General features: G+C 56.2%; 13 protein-coding genes. 8 read left to right on the forward strand and 5 right to left on the reverse strand.

The annotated features are described in order from the left end of the window. The first annotated feature begins 39 nt into the window (after positions 1–39). Both purD and K0H80_RS17420 read left to right on the forward strand, forming a co-directional pair. Positions 40–1,341 (forward strand): phosphoribosylamine--glycine ligase, encoded by a 1,302-nt coding sequence (gene purD / locus K0H80_RS17415; protein ID WP_220072413.1) that lies wholly within the window; start codon positions 40–42, stop codon positions 1,339–1,341. Between the two features lie 288 nt (positions 1,342–1,629). Next, positions 1,630–4,632 carry a hypothetical protein gene (locus K0H80_RS17420; RefSeq protein ID WP_220072414.1) on the forward strand — a complete coding sequence of 1,001 codons (3,003 nt, stop codon included), beginning with the start codon at positions 1,630–1,632 and terminating at the stop codon, positions 4,630–4,632. 110 nt (positions 4,633–4,742) lie between these two features. Here the strand turns inward: K0H80_RS17420 and K0H80_RS17425 are convergent, their stop codons facing one another. Together K0H80_RS17425 and K0H80_RS17430 are read right to left on the reverse strand one after the other, a co-directional pair. After that, complete coding sequence (locus K0H80_RS17425) at positions 4,743–5,549, reverse strand: SDR family oxidoreductase (RefSeq protein ID WP_220072415.1); 807 nt, start codon at positions 5,547–5,549, stop codon at positions 4,743–4,745. Between the two features lie 89 nt (positions 5,550–5,638). After that, positions 5,639–8,212: a sensor domain-containing protein gene (locus tag K0H80_RS17430; RefSeq protein ID WP_220072416.1), complete on the reverse strand. Its 2,574-nt coding sequence runs from the start codon at positions 8,210–8,212 to the stop codon at positions 5,639–5,641. 323 nt (positions 8,213–8,535) lie between these two features. Here K0H80_RS17430 and K0H80_RS17435 point away from each other — a divergent pair, with 323 nt between their 5' ends. From K0H80_RS17435 to K0H80_RS17450, 4 genes are all read left to right on the forward strand, one after another. Continuing rightward, complete coding sequence (locus K0H80_RS17435) at positions 8,536–9,237, forward strand: spondin domain-containing protein (protein WP_220072417.1); 702 nt, start codon at positions 8,536–8,538, stop codon at positions 9,235–9,237. A gap of 9 nt (positions 9,238–9,246) precedes the next feature. Continuing rightward, positions 9,247–9,975: a spondin domain-containing protein gene (locus tag K0H80_RS17440; RefSeq protein ID WP_220074024.1), complete on the forward strand. Its 729-nt coding sequence runs from the start codon at positions 9,247–9,249 to the stop codon at positions 9,973–9,975. Positions 9,976–10,072: 97 nt separating this feature from the next. Then, positions 10,073–10,801: a response regulator transcription factor gene (locus tag K0H80_RS17445; protein WP_220072418.1), complete on the forward strand. Its 729-nt coding sequence runs from the start codon at positions 10,073–10,075 to the stop codon at positions 10,799–10,801. Between the two features lie 2 nt (positions 10,802–10,803). After that, entirely contained in the window at positions 10,804–12,297 is a 1,494-nt protein-coding gene (locus K0H80_RS17450) for a sensor histidine kinase (RefSeq protein ID WP_220072419.1), read from the forward strand. Between the two features lie 8 nt (positions 12,298–12,305). Here K0H80_RS17450 and K0H80_RS17455 read toward each other — a convergent pair whose 3' ends face one another. Together K0H80_RS17455 and hemE are read right to left on the reverse strand one after the other, a co-directional pair. After that, positions 12,306–12,521, reverse strand: coding sequence for a hypothetical protein (locus K0H80_RS17455; protein ID WP_220043484.1), 216 nt, complete (start codon positions 12,519–12,521; stop codon positions 12,306–12,308). Between the two features lie 176 nt (positions 12,522–12,697). Further along, on the reverse strand, positions 12,698–13,762 hold the full coding sequence (gene hemE / locus K0H80_RS17460; RefSeq protein ID WP_011867218.1) for a uroporphyrinogen decarboxylase: 1,065 nt from the start codon (positions 13,760–13,762) through the stop codon (positions 12,698–12,700). A 477-nt stretch (positions 13,763–14,239) separates the two neighbouring features. Here hemE and K0H80_RS17465 point away from each other — a divergent pair, with 477 nt between their 5' ends. Further along, a complete protein-coding gene (locus tag K0H80_RS17465) occupies positions 14,240–14,710 on the forward strand; it encodes an Rsd/AlgQ family anti-sigma factor (RefSeq protein ID WP_011867219.1) in 471 nt (156 codons plus the stop codon). A 109-nt stretch (positions 14,711–14,819) separates the two neighbouring features. Here K0H80_RS17465 and acnB read toward each other — a convergent pair whose 3' ends face one another. Beyond that, on the reverse strand, positions 14,820–17,417 hold the full coding sequence (gene acnB / locus K0H80_RS17470) for a bifunctional aconitate hydratase 2/2-methylisocitrate dehydratase (RefSeq protein ID WP_220043485.1): 2,598 nt from the start codon (positions 17,415–17,417) through the stop codon (positions 14,820–14,822). A 413-nt stretch (positions 17,418–17,830) separates the two neighbouring features. Between acnB and hxpB the strand changes: the two genes are divergently transcribed. Beyond that, entirely contained in the window at positions 17,831–18,508 is a 678-nt protein-coding gene (hxpB, locus tag K0H80_RS17475; protein WP_220072420.1) for a hexitol phosphatase HxpB, read from the forward strand. Positions 18,509–18,534: the final 26 nt, after the last annotated feature.

The raw sequence follows: 18,534 nt of genomic DNA on the forward strand, positions 1-18,534 counted from the left end.
CCTGGGCCACAAGCCCGGGCGCCGTTTTAAGGATATAGCATGAACGTATTAGTAATAGGTAGCGGCGGACGCGAACACGCCCTGGCCTGGAAGGCCGCTAAGTCACCCTTGGTCGAGAAAGTCTTCGTGGCGCCGGGCAATGCCGGTACAGCGCTGGAGCCTAAGCTTGAGAACGTGGCCATCGCGGTCGAAGCCATCTCTGAGCTGGTGAGCTTCGCCAAGGAGCAGGCGATCGAGCTGACTATCGTCGGCCCTGAAGTGCCGCTGTCATTGGGCGTGGTCGATGCCTTCAACGAAGCTAAGCTACCTATCTTCGGTCCAACCCAAGGTGCGGCGCAGCTAGAGTCTTCTAAGGCGTTCACCAAGGACTTCCTGGCCCGTCACAACATTCCGACAGCGGCCTACTCGAACTTCACCGAGATCGAGCCTGCCAAGGCTTACGTTACCGAAGTCACCGCCAACACTGGCTTCCCTATCGTCATCAAGGCCGACGGCCTGGCGGCGGGTAAAGGGGTGATCATCGCCCAGGATCAGGCCGAGGCCGATGCGGCTATCGAAGATATGCTGGCCGGTAACAAGTTTGGCGAGGCGGGTTCTCGCGTGGTGATCGAGGAGTTCCTCAAGGGCGAAGAAGCCAGCTTCATCGTCATGGTCGATGGCAAGAATATTCTGGCCATGGCCAGCAGCCAGGATCATAAGGCCAGAGACAATGGCGACAACGGCCCAAACACGGGCGGCATGGGCGCCTACTCTCCTGCTCCAGTGGTGACACAAGCGGTTCACGACTGGACCGTTGAAAACGTCATTCGTCCAACCGTAGATGGCATGGCTGCTGAAGGTAATGTCTACACAGGTTTCCTCTACGCCGGTCTGATGATTGCGCCAGATGGCAGCGCCAAGGTACTGGAATACAACTGCCGCTTCGGCGACCCTGAGACTCAGCCTATCATGATGCGCCTTCAGTCAGATCTGGTCGAGCTCTGCCTGGCCGCCACCCGTGGCGAGCTGGACAAGGTCACCGCCGAGTTCGATAGCCGCGCCGCCGTAGGTGTGGTGATGGCTGCCGGTGGCTACCCAGATGCCTATCGCAAGCACGATGTGATCGAGGGACTCAGCCTGGGCGGCGATGATGCCAAGGTGTTCCACGCGGGCACCAGCCTGAAGGATGGCCATGTGGTCACCAACGGCGGCCGCGTCTTGTGTGCCACCGCCCTGGGCCAAGATGTGACTCAGGCGCAGCAGCTTGCCTATCAACTGGTCAACGAGATCCACTGGGATGACGTCTATTTCCGTACCGATATCGCCTATCGCGCTATCGCCCGGGAAAACGAGCAGGCCTAATACCCATAAAGGGATATTCATGGAAAGTTGAGATCTAAGTCACGCTCAGTTTTCATGCAATAAAATCGCATAAAAGCACCTATACTCCATAAGGGTATTAGGTGCTTTTTTATACGACTCAATAAGTTAACTGCGAATCCCGAATCATGTATTAAAAATAGCCTGAATACATTATTTTCAAACAGTAAAAACCACAATATTAGCATAATTCAATATTTTACCCTCATATTGCAGCAGAATATTCACATCTGTATACTCGCCGCCTCTGTTTTTTAAGCTGGAGGCTTAATGAGATACTTCATCCTGTTGTTCACCCTTTTACTCACCGCTTGTGGCGGAGGCGACTCGGACAGTCCTGCACCGCAAGCCGAAAAACAAGCGCACCCAGGCATTAAAGTTCAGGAACTGGTGCAAACCTATGCGCCAGATCAACGCCTCACCCCGGCCATCACAGGCAAATTAGGCAGCATCAGCTACCAATTGGTTAACGGCGCCCCAGCCGATGTGGTCAAGATCTCTGCCGACAAGCAGTATCTCACTATCCTCAACGCCGGCACCACAGAACTGATCGCCACAGATAGCGGCAACAGCCAGACCAAGCCTGTCAGCCAACGTTTTAGCATCAGCATCAATAAGGCGCCTCGCACGCCGCTACTGACTAACGACATCAGCCAGGGCTATGTCGCCGGCGCCCAGCTCTCTCCTAGCATCAGCGGCGTTAAAGGCAGCCTGAGCCTGATGCTGGCCGAGGGTCAGCCTGCAAACGTGGTGACAGTAGACGCCCAGGGTAAGATCACAGTGCTAGGCAGCGGCAGTGTCAAACTGCTAGCCAAAGATGATGGCGGCCGTAACTTCCAGGCCGACTCACGCGAGTTTCAGGTCAACATCTCGCCTGCCGAGACCGCCTACGCCACCTATCAGAATATCACAGGCAAGCCACTGATCTTTGGCGGTAAGCTACTGCCTGTCTACAGCGGCACCCCCACCACAGAAGCTCACTTCCAGCTGGTTGCAGGTGCCGATACTCAGGTGGTTCAGGTACATCCCACCACAGGGGCGATGAACATACTTGGCGCCGGTGAGACTCAGGTTGAGGTGCAGCAAGTTGCGCCGGCCAACCATACTCAGGTGCTGGTCCAACGCTTTAGCGTTCAGATCGACAAGGCGCAGAACCTGGCCTTCAAGGCGAGCGATGTCACCACACATTTCGACGCCGATAAGACGGCGAGCTTCGATGTCACCGGCGTCCAAGGTAAGCTACATTACGCCATCAAGACAGGCGCGGCCGAGGATGTCATCAGCATCACAGATGCCGAGCTGGGTGAGTTTAGCTTCCAGGGCGTCGGCGAGACAGAGGTCGAGGTAACCGACGCCGGTAACCACAACTACCTGAGCGCGACTCGCACCTTCAAGGTCAAGGTCGAGGCCATGATTGCCGGCTCACTGCAGGCCATCGATATCGACACCCAATATCAGGCCAATCAAACCCTGACGCCGCAAGTTGTCGGTGCCAAGGGCAAGCTAAGCTATAGCCTGACCGCCACCAGCGCCACCGATGTGGTCACACTGGACAGCAAAACCGGCCAGATGCAGGTGTTGAAACCAGGTTCGGTAGAGGTGCTCGTTAAAGATGATGGCGGCGAGCTGTGGACGGCGCAAGCTCAGCAGTTCACTGTCACCATCGCCAAGCAGGATAACAGCCTGTTCGTGGTGGAAAATAGCCGGGTGGACTTTGCCGCAAACGCCCCCTTCGTCCCTCAACCTAGCCATAATCAGGGCCAGGTCAGCTACCAGGTAGACAATGGCGGCGACGGCGTCTTCAGCCAAGATGCCGATACCAAGGCGATCACTATTGTCGGCGCAGGCCGAGGCTGGATCACCGCAACCGATGCAGGCAATGACTTCTATAATCCCGCCAGCAGCCGTTTCTTCGTCGATGTTGCGCCGCTATACGGTAGTCTGCAAATATCGTCCGTGCGCAGCCAATATGCGCCGGGCAAGGTGCTCGCTATTCCCATGTCGGGCGTCGTCGGCAGCCTGAGTTTGAAGCTACATAGCGGTCAGAGTGATGTGGTCAGCGTCGACCTGGCCAACAAGACCCTGACGGTTAAGAACGCGGGCAGCGTCACCTACATAGTGACAGACGACGGTGATGCCGGTCACCTGTCACAGAAGGCCGAACTGAATGTGGTGATCGACAAGGGCAGCGAAAACCCTGAACTGGCACTCTCAAGCGAGTTGATCAGCGCGGTATACAGTGCTGGCACCAAGCTCAAGGCTCCAGGTGTCAGCGGTCGCGGTGTCGACAGTCAGATCAGCTACTATGCAGATCTTTCGTCCAGCAAGGTGGTTAGCCTGGACGAGACGACAGGTGAGATGACGGTGCAGGCGGCAGGCACGGCTAAGGTGACTGTGATCGAGCAGAGCCGCAACTACGAGCGCACCCTACTCGACTTCAACGTCAGCGTGGCTAAGGCGGCTCACCCTGGCCTCAGCCTGGATGAGATCACTCAATCAGTGGTCTACTACCCGGACCGCAAGGTGTTACCGCCAGAGTTTACCAACGCCTTTGGTAACCTCACCTATGCCTTCGGCCTACAGGTATCTCCCGAGTATGCCGAGCTCACCTCGACGGGCGAACTCACCCTGCATGCCTATCCACGTTCTGGCGATAACGACTACTTCGACATCATAGTCACCGACGATGGCGGCAACAATTATCAGAGAGCCAGCCTGAACTACAAGCTGTTCCTCAAGGATATCGAGCCAGATCTTGGCGAAGAAGCCAACCTGACCTTCGATGGCAGCGAGCTGCAGCTCGTCTCTCCGGCAGAGGTTGCCGCGGGCGATGTCTCCTACTTCACCGCCATCGGTGGACGTGGCGATGCCATCAGCAAGGATGGCGACGATGAACTGAGTGGCGGCTATACCACTATGCTGACTCAGGTGTGTACCGACCCTGACAATTACAAGGGCTGCACCTTTATCACCCTGAGGCTGCAAAACACCAGCCTGTGTGGTGACGGCAGTCGAGTCGCCTATCCGCTGGCTTCCAGCAGTCGCTACACCTGCCCAGGCCTAAGCCAGCCGGTCAGCTCCGAGGTCAGCATCAGCATGCATGACGAGGATCCTTACAACGCCTGGTTCGTTAATCCAGGACGTTTTAAGACTCTCAAGCCTATCGTGGTGACTCATTTTGCCAAGCCATATCGCAGCGGCGACATGGTCGAGGCAGGCGACGTTCAGGCCAGAGCCTGGTGGCTGATCAACCTGGATATCACCAAGGAATAAGCTCGACTTTACTCCTTACACAAAAAAAGCCCGGTTTAGACTGGGTTTTTTATTGCTCTTCTGCTTTTACCTGAGACATTCGGAGCTAGGACAGTCCTTAGCGAATCTAATCAATGTCCTGAGGCGATCGCCTTGCGGGCGATCTTATCGATAAGACCCGGGGCGATGATCTTAAACCAGCGACCCAAACGACCCCGCGTCGAGGTGATAAGCAGTCGCTTACGCCCGGCGATGGCCGGCAGCATCATCTGGGCGCACTGCTCGGCGGTGATGATCTTAGCCTCCTGCATCGGGCTCTTACCGAGAGGCTTACCCTGACCATCCAGGGCACGCTTATGGATCTCTGACACCACGAAATCGGGACAGATATGGGTGACGGCCACATCATGCTCCACCAGCTCGATGCGCAGCGAGTCGAAGAAGCCCATCACCGCATGCTTAGAGGCGCTGTAACCGCTGCGGGTAGGCACACCGGTGAGGCCCGCTACCGATGCCACCACCACTATCTGACCACGACTGGCCTTTAGATGCGGCAGGGCAAAATGGGTCAGCATGGCCGGGGCCAGATAGTTAACCTGCATCACACGTTCGAGAATGGAGAGGTCTTCGAGCTCATCGAAGCGCGACCACATGGTCATGCCGGCATTGTTGACCAAAATATCCAGGCGGCCAAAATGGGCCACACAGGCATCGATGAGGCCTTGGCAGGCGTTGGCGTCGGTGACATCGGCAGGGATCACTAAGGGCGGCACGCTGGCGATGGACGAGAGCTCCTCCTGCAGGGAGTGCAGTCGCCCCTGACTGCGGGCGGTGAGCACCAGGCGACAACCCAGGGGCGCCATTGCCTTGGCCAAGGCTCGGCCAATTCCCTCGGAGGCCCCCGTGATGATAACGACCTTATCGGCTAAAGTTTGCATCGAAAACCTAAGGTGTGAATGGATGGATAAGCCACAAATTCACACACTTAAGCCCAAAGTACAAGCCTTAAAACGGGTCGATTATGGGGTTAGGCCATCAGGCGATGCACATTGTCGGTCGGTGTTGTGAGGTATTGATCCAAGCTCTTGGGGCGGCCGATGGCATAGCCCTGGGCATAGTTGATGCCGATCGACTTGAGGCGCTCGATGATCTCCTGGTTCTCCACGAACTCAGCCACCGTCTCTATGCCCATCACACGGCAGACATCGTGTATCGATTTGACGATGGCGTAGTCCTTGGCATTGCTGGCCAGGGACTTGATGAAGCAGCCATCGATCTTCACATAGTTCACCGGCAGCTCCCGCAGGTAACCATAAGAAGCAAATCCGGTACCGAAGTCATCCAGGGCGAAGGAGAAGCCCTGCTTCTTCAGCTGATTGAGCATCTCCATCGCCCGGTTACGATTCTGAATCGCACTGGTCTCGGTGATCTCGAAACAGATGCACTGACTTGGGATGGCGAAACGCTCCAACTGAGCGATGATATAGTCCACCATGCCCTCGGCCCCCAGGCTGTTGGCCGAGAGGTTGATCGACAGGCAGTGATCCGCCCACAGCTCCTCATGAAGAGAGAGCCAGAGGAAGGTCTTACGTATCACCTCTTTATCCACATCAGTCATCAGCTTGAAGCGTTCGGCCGCAGCGATAAACTGCGCAGGCGCCAGGATACGCCCACAGGGTTCCTGGATCCTCAGCAGAACCTCCATGCGCTGTTTGCCCTGAGGCCCCAACGCCTTGATGGGCTGATAGTAGAGCAGTAGCTCGTTGTGTTCGATCGCCTGGGCGATACGCACCGCCCATTTGGGAGCGTTGCGCTGATAGGTGAGTTCCTTGTCCTTATCATCATAAAAATGCACCTGATTGCTGCCCTTGCGCTTGGCGGCGATACAGGCGATATCGGCATCTTTGAGTAGCTCCAGCGCATTGATATAAGGTGCCCTGGCCAATGCCACCCCGGCGCTGATCCCCACATGATAATGACAGCCGTGATGCTCCATCACCTGTTTGCCGACGGCATTGATGATCTGTTTCACCTGCTGAGCCAGTGGCACCACGCCTAAGTCCTTCAGCGCCAGGCCAAACTCGTCGCCGCCCAGGCGAGCCAGCAAGCCCTGCCCCTCCAGGCTGGCCTGTATCGCCTTGGCCACCATCTTCAACATGGCATCGCCGGCGTTGTGGCCGCAGGAGTCGTTAATCAGCTTAAACTGCTCCAGGTCGAAATAGCAGATCGCTAGGGTCTGGGCATCTTCGGCAAAGGCCTGAAGCCGCTCCTCGAAGGCGCAGCGATTGAGCAAGCCGGTAACATTATCGAAGTTTGCCCTACGTCTGAGCTGATGCTTGAGCAGCTCCTCCTGGGTGATGTCCCGCAGCACGATCACAGTGCCGATTATCTTGTTGTTCGGCCCCTTGAGGTTGCTGATGCTGCGCTCCATCAGCCTGGGCGTATGGCTGGTAAACTTAACCTTGCTCAGCATGGGCGTCGGCGTGCCGCTCGCCATGAAGGCAAACAGCGACTGATTCAGCTCGGGCTCGCTGCGAAACACCTTGTCCAGATTCATCCCCACCGCAGATTCGGCCTTCACCTTGAGCAGCCGCTCCGCCTGGGGATTAAGATAAATCACCTTGGCCCAGCTGTCGGTGAGGATCACCGCCTCGGCAATCGCCTCCAGGGTGATCTTAGAGCGCTCCTTCTGCTGGAAGATGCGCGCCAGCAGGCCGTTGACCTGCTCGGAGATCACCATAAATTCCGAGGTGCCCTTGGCCCGGATGGGTTGATAGGTCTTCGCCGTCGGATCTACCCGCGAGAGCTGACGCAATAGCTGCTTGAGGGGATCGACCACCCCATGGCGCAGCCAGAGGTAGCCCAGCAACAGCAGCAACAGGCTGATGCCACCTATGAGATAAACTAGGGTCGCCGGGCCGCTCTGCGCCAGGCTGTCTCTCTCAGTCAGCTCGATATCTAAAAGCAGCGAATGGTCGCCGAGCAGGCTGGGCACCTCCAGAGTCACCCGCTGTGGCGATGTCTGCGCCAGCAGGCTCGGCGTGGTGGTCGCCAGCCTCAGTCCCGCCAGCGACGAATAAGCCTGATAGTGTTCGAATAATTGATTGTCGACCCGGCGCACCATCAGCAGACGCCTGTTGTCAGACAGAGGGATCACGCAGGCCAGAAAACCTTGCTTGCCCTGGAGCAGAAAGCCAGTGCGAACGCCATCCAGAGTCAGGAGTTTGGGCCAGAGCGCATCGAGATCCAGTGCATGAGTTTCAGGGCTGGGCTCTGCAAAAGCGCGAATGCCATCTTCCTCTACGCCATAGAGGCTGACATGGGCAGACAGGGCCATGGCATGCCAGGTCGCGGACAGGGTCTGGCGCTGGTCGGCAGGCAAGAGCGCCATGGGCACGCCGTAGAGCTGAGCCAGCATCTCAAACTGCCCCAGATCTTCCTCGAGATGGTGGGCGATATTCTGCTGCGCACGCTGACTCATCTCCTGGCGAAGATCGCTCAGGCGCAGTTCATACCAGGCGTTTAACCCATAGGAGATGGCCATGATGGCGGGCAGGCAGAAGCCGGCCACAAAAACCACAATTTTCTTGCTAATGCGCATCTTGTCTCTGAGCCATCCTATCGGTGTCGCGTTTTGGGGCTAAGTTCGAACCGGCGAGGAAAATACCCTATTTGCCCTAGGGTTTAAACCGCCGGGCGACTGCCCGTTGCAAAACTAGCCAATAGCCTGCCTGCGGCGAACGGCCGCTGCATTGACTTAGCGCAGGAATTGACGATTGAACGGTAATTCTAAGGACAAATTGGGAGCCAGTTCACCGCCAAACGTCAGTTGTGAAGCTTTTGTGATAATTTGGCGATACTTAAGTGAACTCCGAACGCCATGCTTGAAGCTAGGAATCGATCATGTCAATCAGGAGAACACCCATGACCCTACGCAAAATCAGCGCTGGCCTATTGTTAGCCGGTTTAGTCGCCACCCCAATCAGCGCAGCCGAGCTCACCATCAGTATCAGCAACCTCACCCATGGCAATCACTTCACCCCACTCCTCATCGCCGCCCATGATGCTCAGATGCATCTGTTCCAGGCAGGCGAACCTGCCACCAGCGCACTGCAGAAGATGGCCGAAGGAGGTGATATCGCCGATCTCGCGGCCATGGTAGACGGCGCCAGCGGCGTCACCCTGTCTAACCCAGCCGGCGGCCTGATGGCACCGGGTCAGAATGTCGCCAGCATCAGCTTTGACTCCCTGGCGATGACGCATCTGTCCCTGGTCGCCATGATACTGCCTACCAACGACGCCTTCGTCGGCCTGGACGGCTGGGAGATCCCAACCACGCCCGGCACCTATACCCTGAATCTCAACGCCTATGACGCAGGTACCGAGGCCAACGATGAGGTGATCAATGGCGGCGGCATGCCAGGCGTGCCGGGGATCCCCGCGGCGCCGGGCGGAGATGGCGGCAGCAATGCTAGCGGCGTGGCCGACACCAGTCCCAACGACAAGGTGCATATCCACCCCGGCATTCTGGGTGACACAGATCCTGCGGGCGGCATGAGCGATCTCGACAGCCGGGTGCATCGCTGGCTCAACCCGGTCGCCCGCGTCACCATCATAGTGAAGTAGGAGGCCATGATGAAACTGCAACAGCTCAAGAATGGTCTGCCCTTAACGGCGGCGGCACTCACTGTGGGGTTGATGCTCAGCGCCTGCTCAGACAACGACCATGACACTAATATGCCAGAGCCACCGGCACCACCCGTGGAGCGTAGCTTTACCCTGACGGTGACCAACCTGACGGCGAATCAACCTATGTCGCCCCTGGCGCTGCTGGCAACCTCCAACGGCTATCATGCCTGGAATAATGGCGAGCCTGCCAGCCTGGCGCTGGAGCAACTGGCCGAGGGCGGCGATCAGTCGGGCTATAGCGCCGAGATGGACGGCATCGATATGGTCGTTAGCGGCGCAGGCATACTCCCTCCCGGGGCGAGTGAAAGCCTGACCCTGACCCAAACCGAGGCGGCAACTGCATCCCTGTCGCTGCTGACCATGCTGGTCAACACCAACGACGCCTTCAGCGGCCTTAACGCCATTGATATCAGCCAGATGGCCGTGGATCAGAGCCAGAGCTTCTACACCCCCGCCTATGACGCAGGCACAGAGGCCAACAGCGAAATCAAGGGAAGCATCCCAGGGCCGGCGGATGGCGGTGAAGGCTTTAATGCGGCCCGCGATGATGTGGATCGTGTGCACCTGCACCCAGGGGTGATCAGCCAGGACGATGGCCTGAGCGACTCTGTGCTCAAAGCCAGTCATAGGTTCGACAACCCTGTGCTCAAGGTAACCATTCAGCGCACCCGCTAGTAAGCAAGGTTACCTGACCAGCTTAATTTAGCATCGACGAAATAAATTCCCTCTGTGCTGGGTCTACTGGATGTAGGCCAACTAGAGGGAGTTTGTTATGTCTGTGATAAACGGTGACAGGACGCTAGGTGAAGGGCGCCGCATCTTGCTGGTCGAGGATGAACCGGATCTCGCCCGCCTGATCCGTCTCAACCTGGAATCTCTGCAACATGAGGTGACCCAGGTCAGCACTCTGAACCAAGCCAGGCAACAGCTGCGCAGCAAGTGTTTCGATCTCCTGCTACTGGATCGCATGCTGAGCGATGGCGATGGCCTGACCCTGTGCCAGCAGCTGCGTCAGGAGGGCAAGAGCCTGCCCTGCATGATGATCACCGCCAGAGACAGTGAGGCAGATATCGTCCTCGGGCTGGAGTCCGGCGCCGACGACTATCTGGTCAAACCCTTCAGCGTGTTGGAACTCAGGGCCAGGGTCAAGGCGCTGCTCAGGCGCTCCGCTCAGCAGGCCGCCGACCAGTATGCCCTCACCTTTGACGAACTGGTGATCGACAGCAAGACGCGTGAGGTCACCGCCGCCAACCAGCCCCTGGCTCTCACCGCCAGGGAGTTCGATCTCCTCTACTACCTGGCCCAACATCCACGTCAGGTATTCAGCCGCATGCAGCTGCTGGAAGCCGTGTGGGGATACTCCTATGCGGGTTATGAGCACACGGTCAACAGCCACATCAATCGTCTCAGGGCCAAGCTGGCCTGCTGCCCCAGCAGCAACGAACTGGTGCAGACGGTATGGGGCGTGGGCTATAAGTTCGCCCCACCGGCGGCGCACTAGCCATGGTCAACAGCCTGTTTGGCCGCATTCTGCTGCTTGCCAGCGCCTGTGTCTTGCTGCTGTTTCTCGGCTTCTGGCAGTGGTCTAGCCTGAGTCAGCAACACAGCCAGCGGCTGGTGCAACAGTCCCTGCACAGAGAGCTGGCGAGCCATATGGCCGAGATCAACCCGCTTCTGTCACAGGGGATCACCTCGGACGCAGCCCTCAAGGAGGCCTTTCACGACCTCATGTTGCTGGGGCCCAGCTTCGAGATCTACACCTTAGACCCCCAGGGCAAGGTGATCGCCTTCGACGCCAAACAGGAGCAGATCAAGACCCACGAGGTGGACATCACCAAGATTCATTCCTTCCTCAAGGGGGATACCCTGCCAATCCTGGGCACAGATCCCAGGAGTGATGGCCAGCAGAAGATCTTCTCCGCCAGCCCACTCATTGGCCCAAATGGCAGCCTCAGCGGCTACCTCTATGTGATCATCGGCGGTGAAGCCTTCGATAGTTGGCAGTCGCTTATCCAGGCCAAAGATCTGCCCGAGCGGTGGGGCGTCGCCCTGGGCGGCTGGGCCCTATTTACCCTGATCTTGTTTGCCCTGCTGCTGCGTTACCTGACCCGGCCCCTCAATCGCCTCACCCAGGCCCTGGGCGAGCTGGAACACAAACCCATAGGCCAGCCCCTCGCCCTGCCCCTGGCGCCGAGCCGCAGCCAGGAGATGGCCCAGCTCAATGGGCAGATCAATCATCTGTTAGAAGAGGTAGCCCAGAAGCAGCGACAGGTGACGGCGCAGCAGGCGGCCAAGCAGGAGTTCCTGCTGCACCTGTCACACGATCTCAAGACGCCTCTCACCACCTTGCTGGGATACTTAGATACCTGGCTGCTGAGCCCGGCCGATGCGCGCGACGACAGCCTGCTGCAGTACGCGGCCGCCTCGGGGCAGAGGCTACAGCACCTGCTGGCGCAGATGCTCGAGTTGGCGGCGCTGGAGAACGGTCAGATCAAGGCGAACATGCGCCGGGTCTCGCTGCAGTCGATTCTCGATGAGCTCAACCAGACCTTCGTCCCCAAGGCCAGACGGGCCGAGGTCAGCCTCCGCCTAGGCCAAGGTGAAAATGAGGGCAAGAGTGAGGGCGAGAGAGAGTTCCTCTATACGGATCCTCAGCTCATGAGCCGGGTGCTCAACAACCTGCTGGACAACGCCCTACGCCACACACCGCCAGGCGGTGAGATCGCCGTCTATCCCCAGACGCTGACCTCGGGATCTTATCTGGTGATTCAAGACTCGGGCAGCGGCATGCAACCCGAAGCCATTGCCGCCCTGCAACATACTCCTAGCCCAAGCCAACCCGAGCTCTACTATTGCCGGGGCGAAACGCTGCCGCAGCTAGGCGTCGGCCTGGCGATCGTCAGGCAGCTATTGGCCAGACTCGGCTGTCGTATCGAGGTGCAGAGTGCAACCGACCGGGGCAGCCGATTCATGATCGCACTGCCCCGATATCGATGAGGTGGGGTTTATTGCGGGGAGATCACCAGATGGCGGCGGAGGAAGGGGTACGCCAGGCTAGCCAGCGAGGCGAAGAGGCAGGCCCACATGACCACCACCAATGCGGCAACCATATATTGGCCCAGAATAGTGTCTGCGTTAGCAACATAGATGTGGTGAATCCCATTAAGCAGACCGAAGAAGACTGCGAAACATATCACACTGATTGCTATAAACTTTTTCATATCAAAATCCTTGTTTTCCCTGACTGAATTCAGGTTAGCAGATGCTCTCTTATAATACACATTAGTTACTATTCGAATTTTTAATAGGTCTAGAGGGAAGGATTAACAGGGAATCGCGGACAAAAAAATAGCCAGTCGAGTTGCCCCGACTGGCTAGCTGTAAACCTTAATGCCGCTTACTTGTGGTATTGCGCCGACAGTTCGTGAACTGACTTGATGAAGGCACCGGCATGCTCTGGATCCACATGTTGGTGAATACCATGACCCAGGTTGAATACATGGCCCGAACCTTCACCGTAACCGGCCAAGATCTGACGCACTTCTTCGTGGATGCGCTCAGGTGAAGCGTAAAGCATAGAAGGATCCATGTTACCCTGCAGGGCAACCTTGTGACCCACGCGGCGACGAGCGTCGGCAATGTCCACCGTCCAGTCCAGACCCAGTGCATCACAGCCAGTCTCGGCCATCGCCTCTAGCCATAGTCCGCCACCCTTAGTGAACAGCGTCACTGGCACCTGACGGCCATCGGCATGGCGGGTCAGACCGTCGACGATCTTCTGCATGTAGCGCAGCGAGAACTCGCGGTAAGCGGTATGAGACAGGGCGCCGCCCCATGAGTCGAAAATCATCAGTGACTGAGCACCGTTGGCCACCTGTGCGTTCAGATACAGAGTCACGGCATCGGCCAGCTTGTCTAGCAGCATGTGCAGCGCCGCAGGCTCGGCATAGGCCATCTTCTTGATCTTCTCGAAAGTCTTGCTCGAACCGCCCTCGACCATGTAGGTCGCCAGTGTCCAAGGTGAACCAGAGAAACCGATCAGCGGCACTTCGCCTTTCAGCTCACGGCGAATGGTGCTAACGGCCTTCATCACATAACCAAGCTCATCTTCTGGATCCGGTACGGCCAGCTTCTTGATGGCATCAAGCGTATCGGTTGGACGCTCGAAACGAGGACCCTCACCGGTTTCGAAATAGAGACCCAGGCCCATGGCATCTGGCACGGTCAAAATATCAGAGAATAAGATCGCAGCATCGAGATCGTAACGACGAAGTGGTTGCAACGTCACCTCACAGGCCAACTCGGCATTGCGGCACAGTGACATGAAGTCGCCGGCTTGTGCGCGGGTTGCTTTGTATTCAGGAAGGTAACGACCCGCCTGACGCATCATCCACACAGGAGTCACATCAACAGGCTGTTTTAGTAAGGCACGTAAATAACGATCATTTTTTAGTTCTGCCATAAGGCTCTATTCCTACGCTTATTGATTTTCGCTGGGACAGTAGTTTAGCATTTACGCGAGTAAAGTAACCTCCATCGGCGCATTTATGTGACAAACGCCGCTTGATTATTTTTTTACCCCCTCACGCTTTCACTCAAGGTTTGGCCTAGAGCGCAAATTGCTCGCCTCAGCCCTCAATTCGTTAGAAAAAAGTTGCACCCCCTCTTTGCCTTTGGTATAAAAAGTCTGCGCTAGCAAGAACAATCAAGAAGCTCGTCGCATCGAGCCCGCAAAAACTTTACTCGCCCAGCGATAGATTTCTATCGCTGGGCATTTTATTTCTCCCCCTCTCACCAACAACGCCTCCGTCATTTTGTATACAAAACAAGCAGATTCGACCAGCTGAAAGATCGCCCGGATCGACTAAAAAATGGTTGATCAAAGCGGTATTTCTCACCTACATTAGAAGTCATAGAATAACTTGCGATGGGGACCATCATGCTAAAGCAATTGGAACGGGCCGAACAGAAATGGGGTGGCGCCAATACACTGATTGATCAATGGCTAAACCACCGTCGTAAGCTGCTGATTAACTACTGCCAAATCGCCGGGCTGCCGCCCTACGAGGCGATAGACAAGTCACTTCCCGCCTTCAAGTCGGTGAAAGAATTCTGCGATCTTCTGGTGGATTATGTGTCCGAGGGGCACTTCGAGGTCTATGACCGCGTGGTTACCGCCTGTGAGAAAAATGGCGAATCCAGCCAGGCCTTGGCGCAGACCATAGTGCCTAAGATCAGCGAAACCACAGATATGGCACTGGACTTCAACGACAAGTACACCAGTGCCAGCGACGACAAGATCCTCTATCAGCTGGACAAAGATCTCTCCTCACTCGGCGATGCCATGGAGACACGTTTCCAACTGGAAGATCAGCTACTGGAAGTACTGCACAGCAAATACTCGGCATAAACGACGAAGAGCAAGCGCCTAAACGCACTTTCCCTATCGCTGACATACAATAGCGAAGATATAAAAAAGGCCAGCTAATCAGCTGGCCTTTTCGCGTTATCAATTCCGATTACACGGCAGACTGGAAGATCACTTCGCCCGCTTTTTGTGTGTATGAATCGATCTGGTCGAAGTTCAGATAACGGTAAGTATCGGCTGCAGTGGCATCGATCTCTTTCGCATACTCTTGATACTCTTCAACGCTTGGCAAACGACCCAACAGTGCGGCAACCGCGGCCAGCTCGGCAGACGCCAGGTAAACGTTTGCGCCAGTACCCAGACGGTTCGGGAAGTTACGGGTAGAGGTAGAAACTACCGTTGCACCCTCGGCAACACGTGCCTGGTTACCCATACACAGAGAACAACCTGGGATCTCGATGCGTGCACCGACACGACCGAAGATGGCATAGTAACCCTCTTCTGTCAGTTGATCGCGGTCCATCTTAGTTGGTGGTGCGATCCACAGACGGGTTGGTAGCGTCTTGGCGAACTTGTCTAGCATCTTACCGGTTGCACGGAAGTGGCCGATGTTAGTCATACAAGAACCAACGAACACCTCGTCGATCTGGGTGTCTTTCACCTGAGACAGGAGCACGGCATCATCTGGATCGTTTGGTGCACACAGGATAGGCTCTTTGATCTCGTTCAGATCGATCTCGATCACTTCGGCGTATTCTGCATCAGCATCAGCAGCCATCAGCTCTGGGTTCGCCAACCACTCTTCCATCGCGGCGATACGACGCTCGATAGTGCGACGGTCACCGTAACCTTCGGCGATCATCCACTTCAACATCACTATGTTAGAGTTGAGGTATTCGATGATAGGCTCTTTGTCCAGCTTGATGGTACAACCGGCAGCACTGCGCTCGGCAGAGGCATCAGACAGTTCGAATGCCTGCTCAACCTTCAGCTTCTCAAGACCTTCGATCTCCAGAATACGACCAGAGAAGGCGTTGATCTTGCCCTTCTTCTCAACGGTCAGCAGACCCATTTCGATCGCCTTGTGCGGAATCGCATGTACCAGATCACGTAGTGTGATACCAGGCTGCATCTCGCCCTTGAAGCGAACCAAGATAGACTCAGGCATATCCAATGGCATCACACCGGTCGCGGCGGCGAAAGCCACCAGACCAGAACCCGCAGGGAAAGAGATACCGATTGGGAAACGAGTATGCGAGTCACCACCCGTACCTACGGTATCAGGCAGCAGCATACGGTTTAGCCAAGAGTGGATAACGCCGTCACCTGGACGCAGCGATACACCGCCACGGTTCATGATGAAGTCAGGTAGCGTGTGGTGAGTGTTCACGTCAACTGGCTTAGGATAAGCGGCAGTGTGACAGAATGACTGCATGGTCAGGTCGGCGCTGAAGCCAAGACATGCCAAGTCTTTCAACTCGTCACGTGTCATAGGACCTGTGGTGTCTTGTGAACCCACAGAAGTCATCTTAGGCTCGCAGTATTGGCCTGGACGCACACCGGCTACGCCGCATGCCTTACCCACCATCTTCTGCGCCAGGGTGTAACCCTTGCCAGAATCGGCCACATCTTGTGGACGTACGAATACGTCAGAGGCTGGTAGACCTAGGGTCTCACGAGCGCGATCTGTCAGACCACGACCGATGATCAGCGGAATACGGCCACCGGCACGTACTTCGTCAAGTAGCACATCAGTCTTGAGCTTGAACTCAGAGATCACTTCGTCGCTGCCGTGTAGCTTAACCACACCTTCGTATGGGTAGATGTCAATCACATCGCCCATGTTCATCTTGCTTACATCTAGCTCGATTGGCAGTGCACCGGCATCTTCCATGGTGTTGAAGAAGATAGGAGCAATCTTGCCACCTAGACAGAAACCACCGGCACGCTTGTTAGGTACGAATGGGATATCGTCGCCCATGAACCAAAGTACAGAGTTGGTCGCAGACTTACGTGAAGAACCCGTACCTACAACGTCGCCCACATAAACCAGTGGATGACCCTTCTGTTTCAGGGCTTCGATCTCATTGATTGGGCCTTTCACGCCCGCTTCGTCTGGCACTATGCCGTCGCGCGCGTTTTTCAGCATCGCCAGGGCGTGCAGTGGGATATCTGGACGAGACCAGGCATCGGGTGCTGGTGACAGATCGTCTGTGTTGGTTTCACCCGTCACCTTGAATACGGTCAGGGTAACCTTGTCGGCCAGCTTAGGACGGCTGAGGAACCACTCGGCGTTCGCCCAAGACTCAACCACTTGCTTAGCGTGAGCGTTGCCCGCTTGCATCTTCTCAACCACATCGTGGTAGGCATCGAACATCAGCAGAGTGTTTGACAGTGCCTTAACCGCCAATGGTGCCTGAGCGTCATTGTCGAGCTGCGCAATCAGCGGCTCGATGTTGTAACCGCCCTGCATGGTACCCAGCAGCTCAACGGCGCGCGCCGCAGACAGGATAGGAGATGTTGCCTCACCTTTGGCAACCGCGTCGAGGAAACCGGCTTTCACATAGGCCGCTTCGTCAACACCTGGTGGAATTCTGTTTTCCAGCAGGTCGAGGATGAACTCCTCTTCACCCGCAGGTGGATTCTTAACTAATTCGATTAATTCGGCCACTTGATGGGCATCTAGTGGCTTAGGGACTACGCCCTCTGCAGCACGTTCTGCGACGTGTTTACGATATGCTTCTAGCACGGCAACATTCCTCTTTGTTTGGCGTTCTAACAGCGAAACTGCACGTCTTCAATTCTGAAGCTCACAGTCAAGCAGGCTCAACCCGTATTTCCGGCCGCATTATACTACAGCTTTGCAAAAGTATGAATCAGATCACACTCTTAGAAGTGAGAAATTACCGGGATTTCCTAGGGTGCCCAGCAAATTAGCGCAGCCCTGAAACAAATGAAATTAGACAATAGTTTGAATAACAAATTAAGCATTTGAAATACAACGCTTTTCAAAGGCAATACAAATTCATTCCAAACGCATAAACCCGGCTATCTCTGGAGAAAAAATCGCGCAAAAAAATTGCCTGGAGGCTCGTAAATACCCGAAGAATCCGCATAATATTCCACTTTCTCAATCAATATGAAGCAGCAAGAGCCATAACCATGAGCCAAATAAATTTAGCGGCGGTCATCTTCGATATGGATGGCGTGCTTATCGATTCCGAGCCGAGTTGGCAGGCCGCCGAATACAAGGTGTTAAGCCAGCTGGGGCTACCCATCAGCCTCAGCGATACCGAGCAGACCACAGGGCTGCGCATCGACCAGGTAGTCGAGTACTGGTATCGACGCCACCCTTGGGAAGGCTATGACAATGCGGCGACCGCCGAGGCGATAGTCACGCAAGTGGCCGGAGAGATCCTGAGTCACGGCGAGGCGATGTCCGGCGTCAAGGAGGCGCTCGAGGCCTGCAAGCAGAGGGGACTCAAGCTTGGCCTGGCGACCTCATCGCCGACGCTTTTGATCGATGCCGTGATGCAGAAGCTGGCCATCAGAGAGCTGTTCGATTCCATCGAGAGCGCCGAGACGCTGGCCCTGGGCAAGCCCCACCCAGAGGTGTACCTCAACTGCGCCAAGGCCCTAGGCGTTGAACCTTCGCAATGCCTGGCAATAGAAGACTCCTTCAACGGCCTGATCGCCGCCAGGGCCGCCAACATGCATACGGTCGTCATTCCAGCGCCCCATGAGGCAAGCCAGGCCAGATGGGCCGCCGCCCACCAGCAGCTCGCCAGTCTCAAGGAGTTCGCCGGCTACCTGGCACAATGCACCGCTAAACAGCTGTAAATACAGGGATTAAGACAATAAAAAGC

Source organism: Shewanella aegiceratis (assembly GCF_019457495.1).
Lineage (GTDB): Bacteria > Pseudomonadota > Gammaproteobacteria > Enterobacterales > Shewanellaceae > Shewanella > Shewanella loihica.

Coding starts and splice junctions, on each gene's coding strand:
- K0H80_RS17440 (WP_220074024.1), top strand. CDS start 9,247: ATGAAACTGCAACAGCTCAAGAATGGTCTGCCCTTAACGGCGGCGGCA.
- K0H80_RS17420 (WP_220072414.1), top strand. CDS start 1,630: ATGAGATACTTCATCCTGTTGTTCACCCTTTTACTCACCGCTTGTGGC.
- K0H80_RS17455 (WP_220043484.1), bottom strand. CDS start 12,521: ATGAAAAAGTTTATAGCAATCAGTGTGATATGTTTCGCAGTCTTCTTC.
- K0H80_RS17425 (WP_220072415.1), bottom strand. CDS start 5,549: ATGCAAACTTTAGCCGATAAGGTCGTTATCATCACGGGGGCCTCCGAG.
- hemE (WP_011867218.1), bottom strand. CDS start 13,762: ATGGCAGAACTAAAAAATGATCGTTATTTACGTGCCTTACTAAAACAG.
- K0H80_RS17465 (WP_011867219.1), top strand. CDS start 14,240: ATGCTAAAGCAATTGGAACGGGCCGAACAGAAATGGGGTGGCGCCAAT.
- K0H80_RS17430 (WP_220072416.1), bottom strand. CDS start 8,212: ATGCGCATTAGCAAGAAAATTGTGGTTTTTGTGGCCGGCTTCTGCCTG.
- hxpB (WP_220072420.1), top strand. CDS start 17,831: ATGAGCCAAATAAATTTAGCGGCGGTCATCTTCGATATGGATGGCGTG.
- K0H80_RS17445 (WP_220072418.1), top strand. CDS start 10,073: ATGTCTGTGATAAACGGTGACAGGACGCTAGGTGAAGGGCGCCGCATC.
- K0H80_RS17435 (WP_220072417.1), top strand. CDS start 8,536: ATGACCCTACGCAAAATCAGCGCTGGCCTATTGTTAGCCGGTTTAGTC.
- purD (WP_220072413.1), top strand. CDS start 40: ATGAACGTATTAGTAATAGGTAGCGGCGGACGCGAACACGCCCTGGCC.
- K0H80_RS17450 (WP_220072419.1), top strand. CDS start 10,804: ATGGTCAACAGCCTGTTTGGCCGCATTCTGCTGCTTGCCAGCGCCTGT.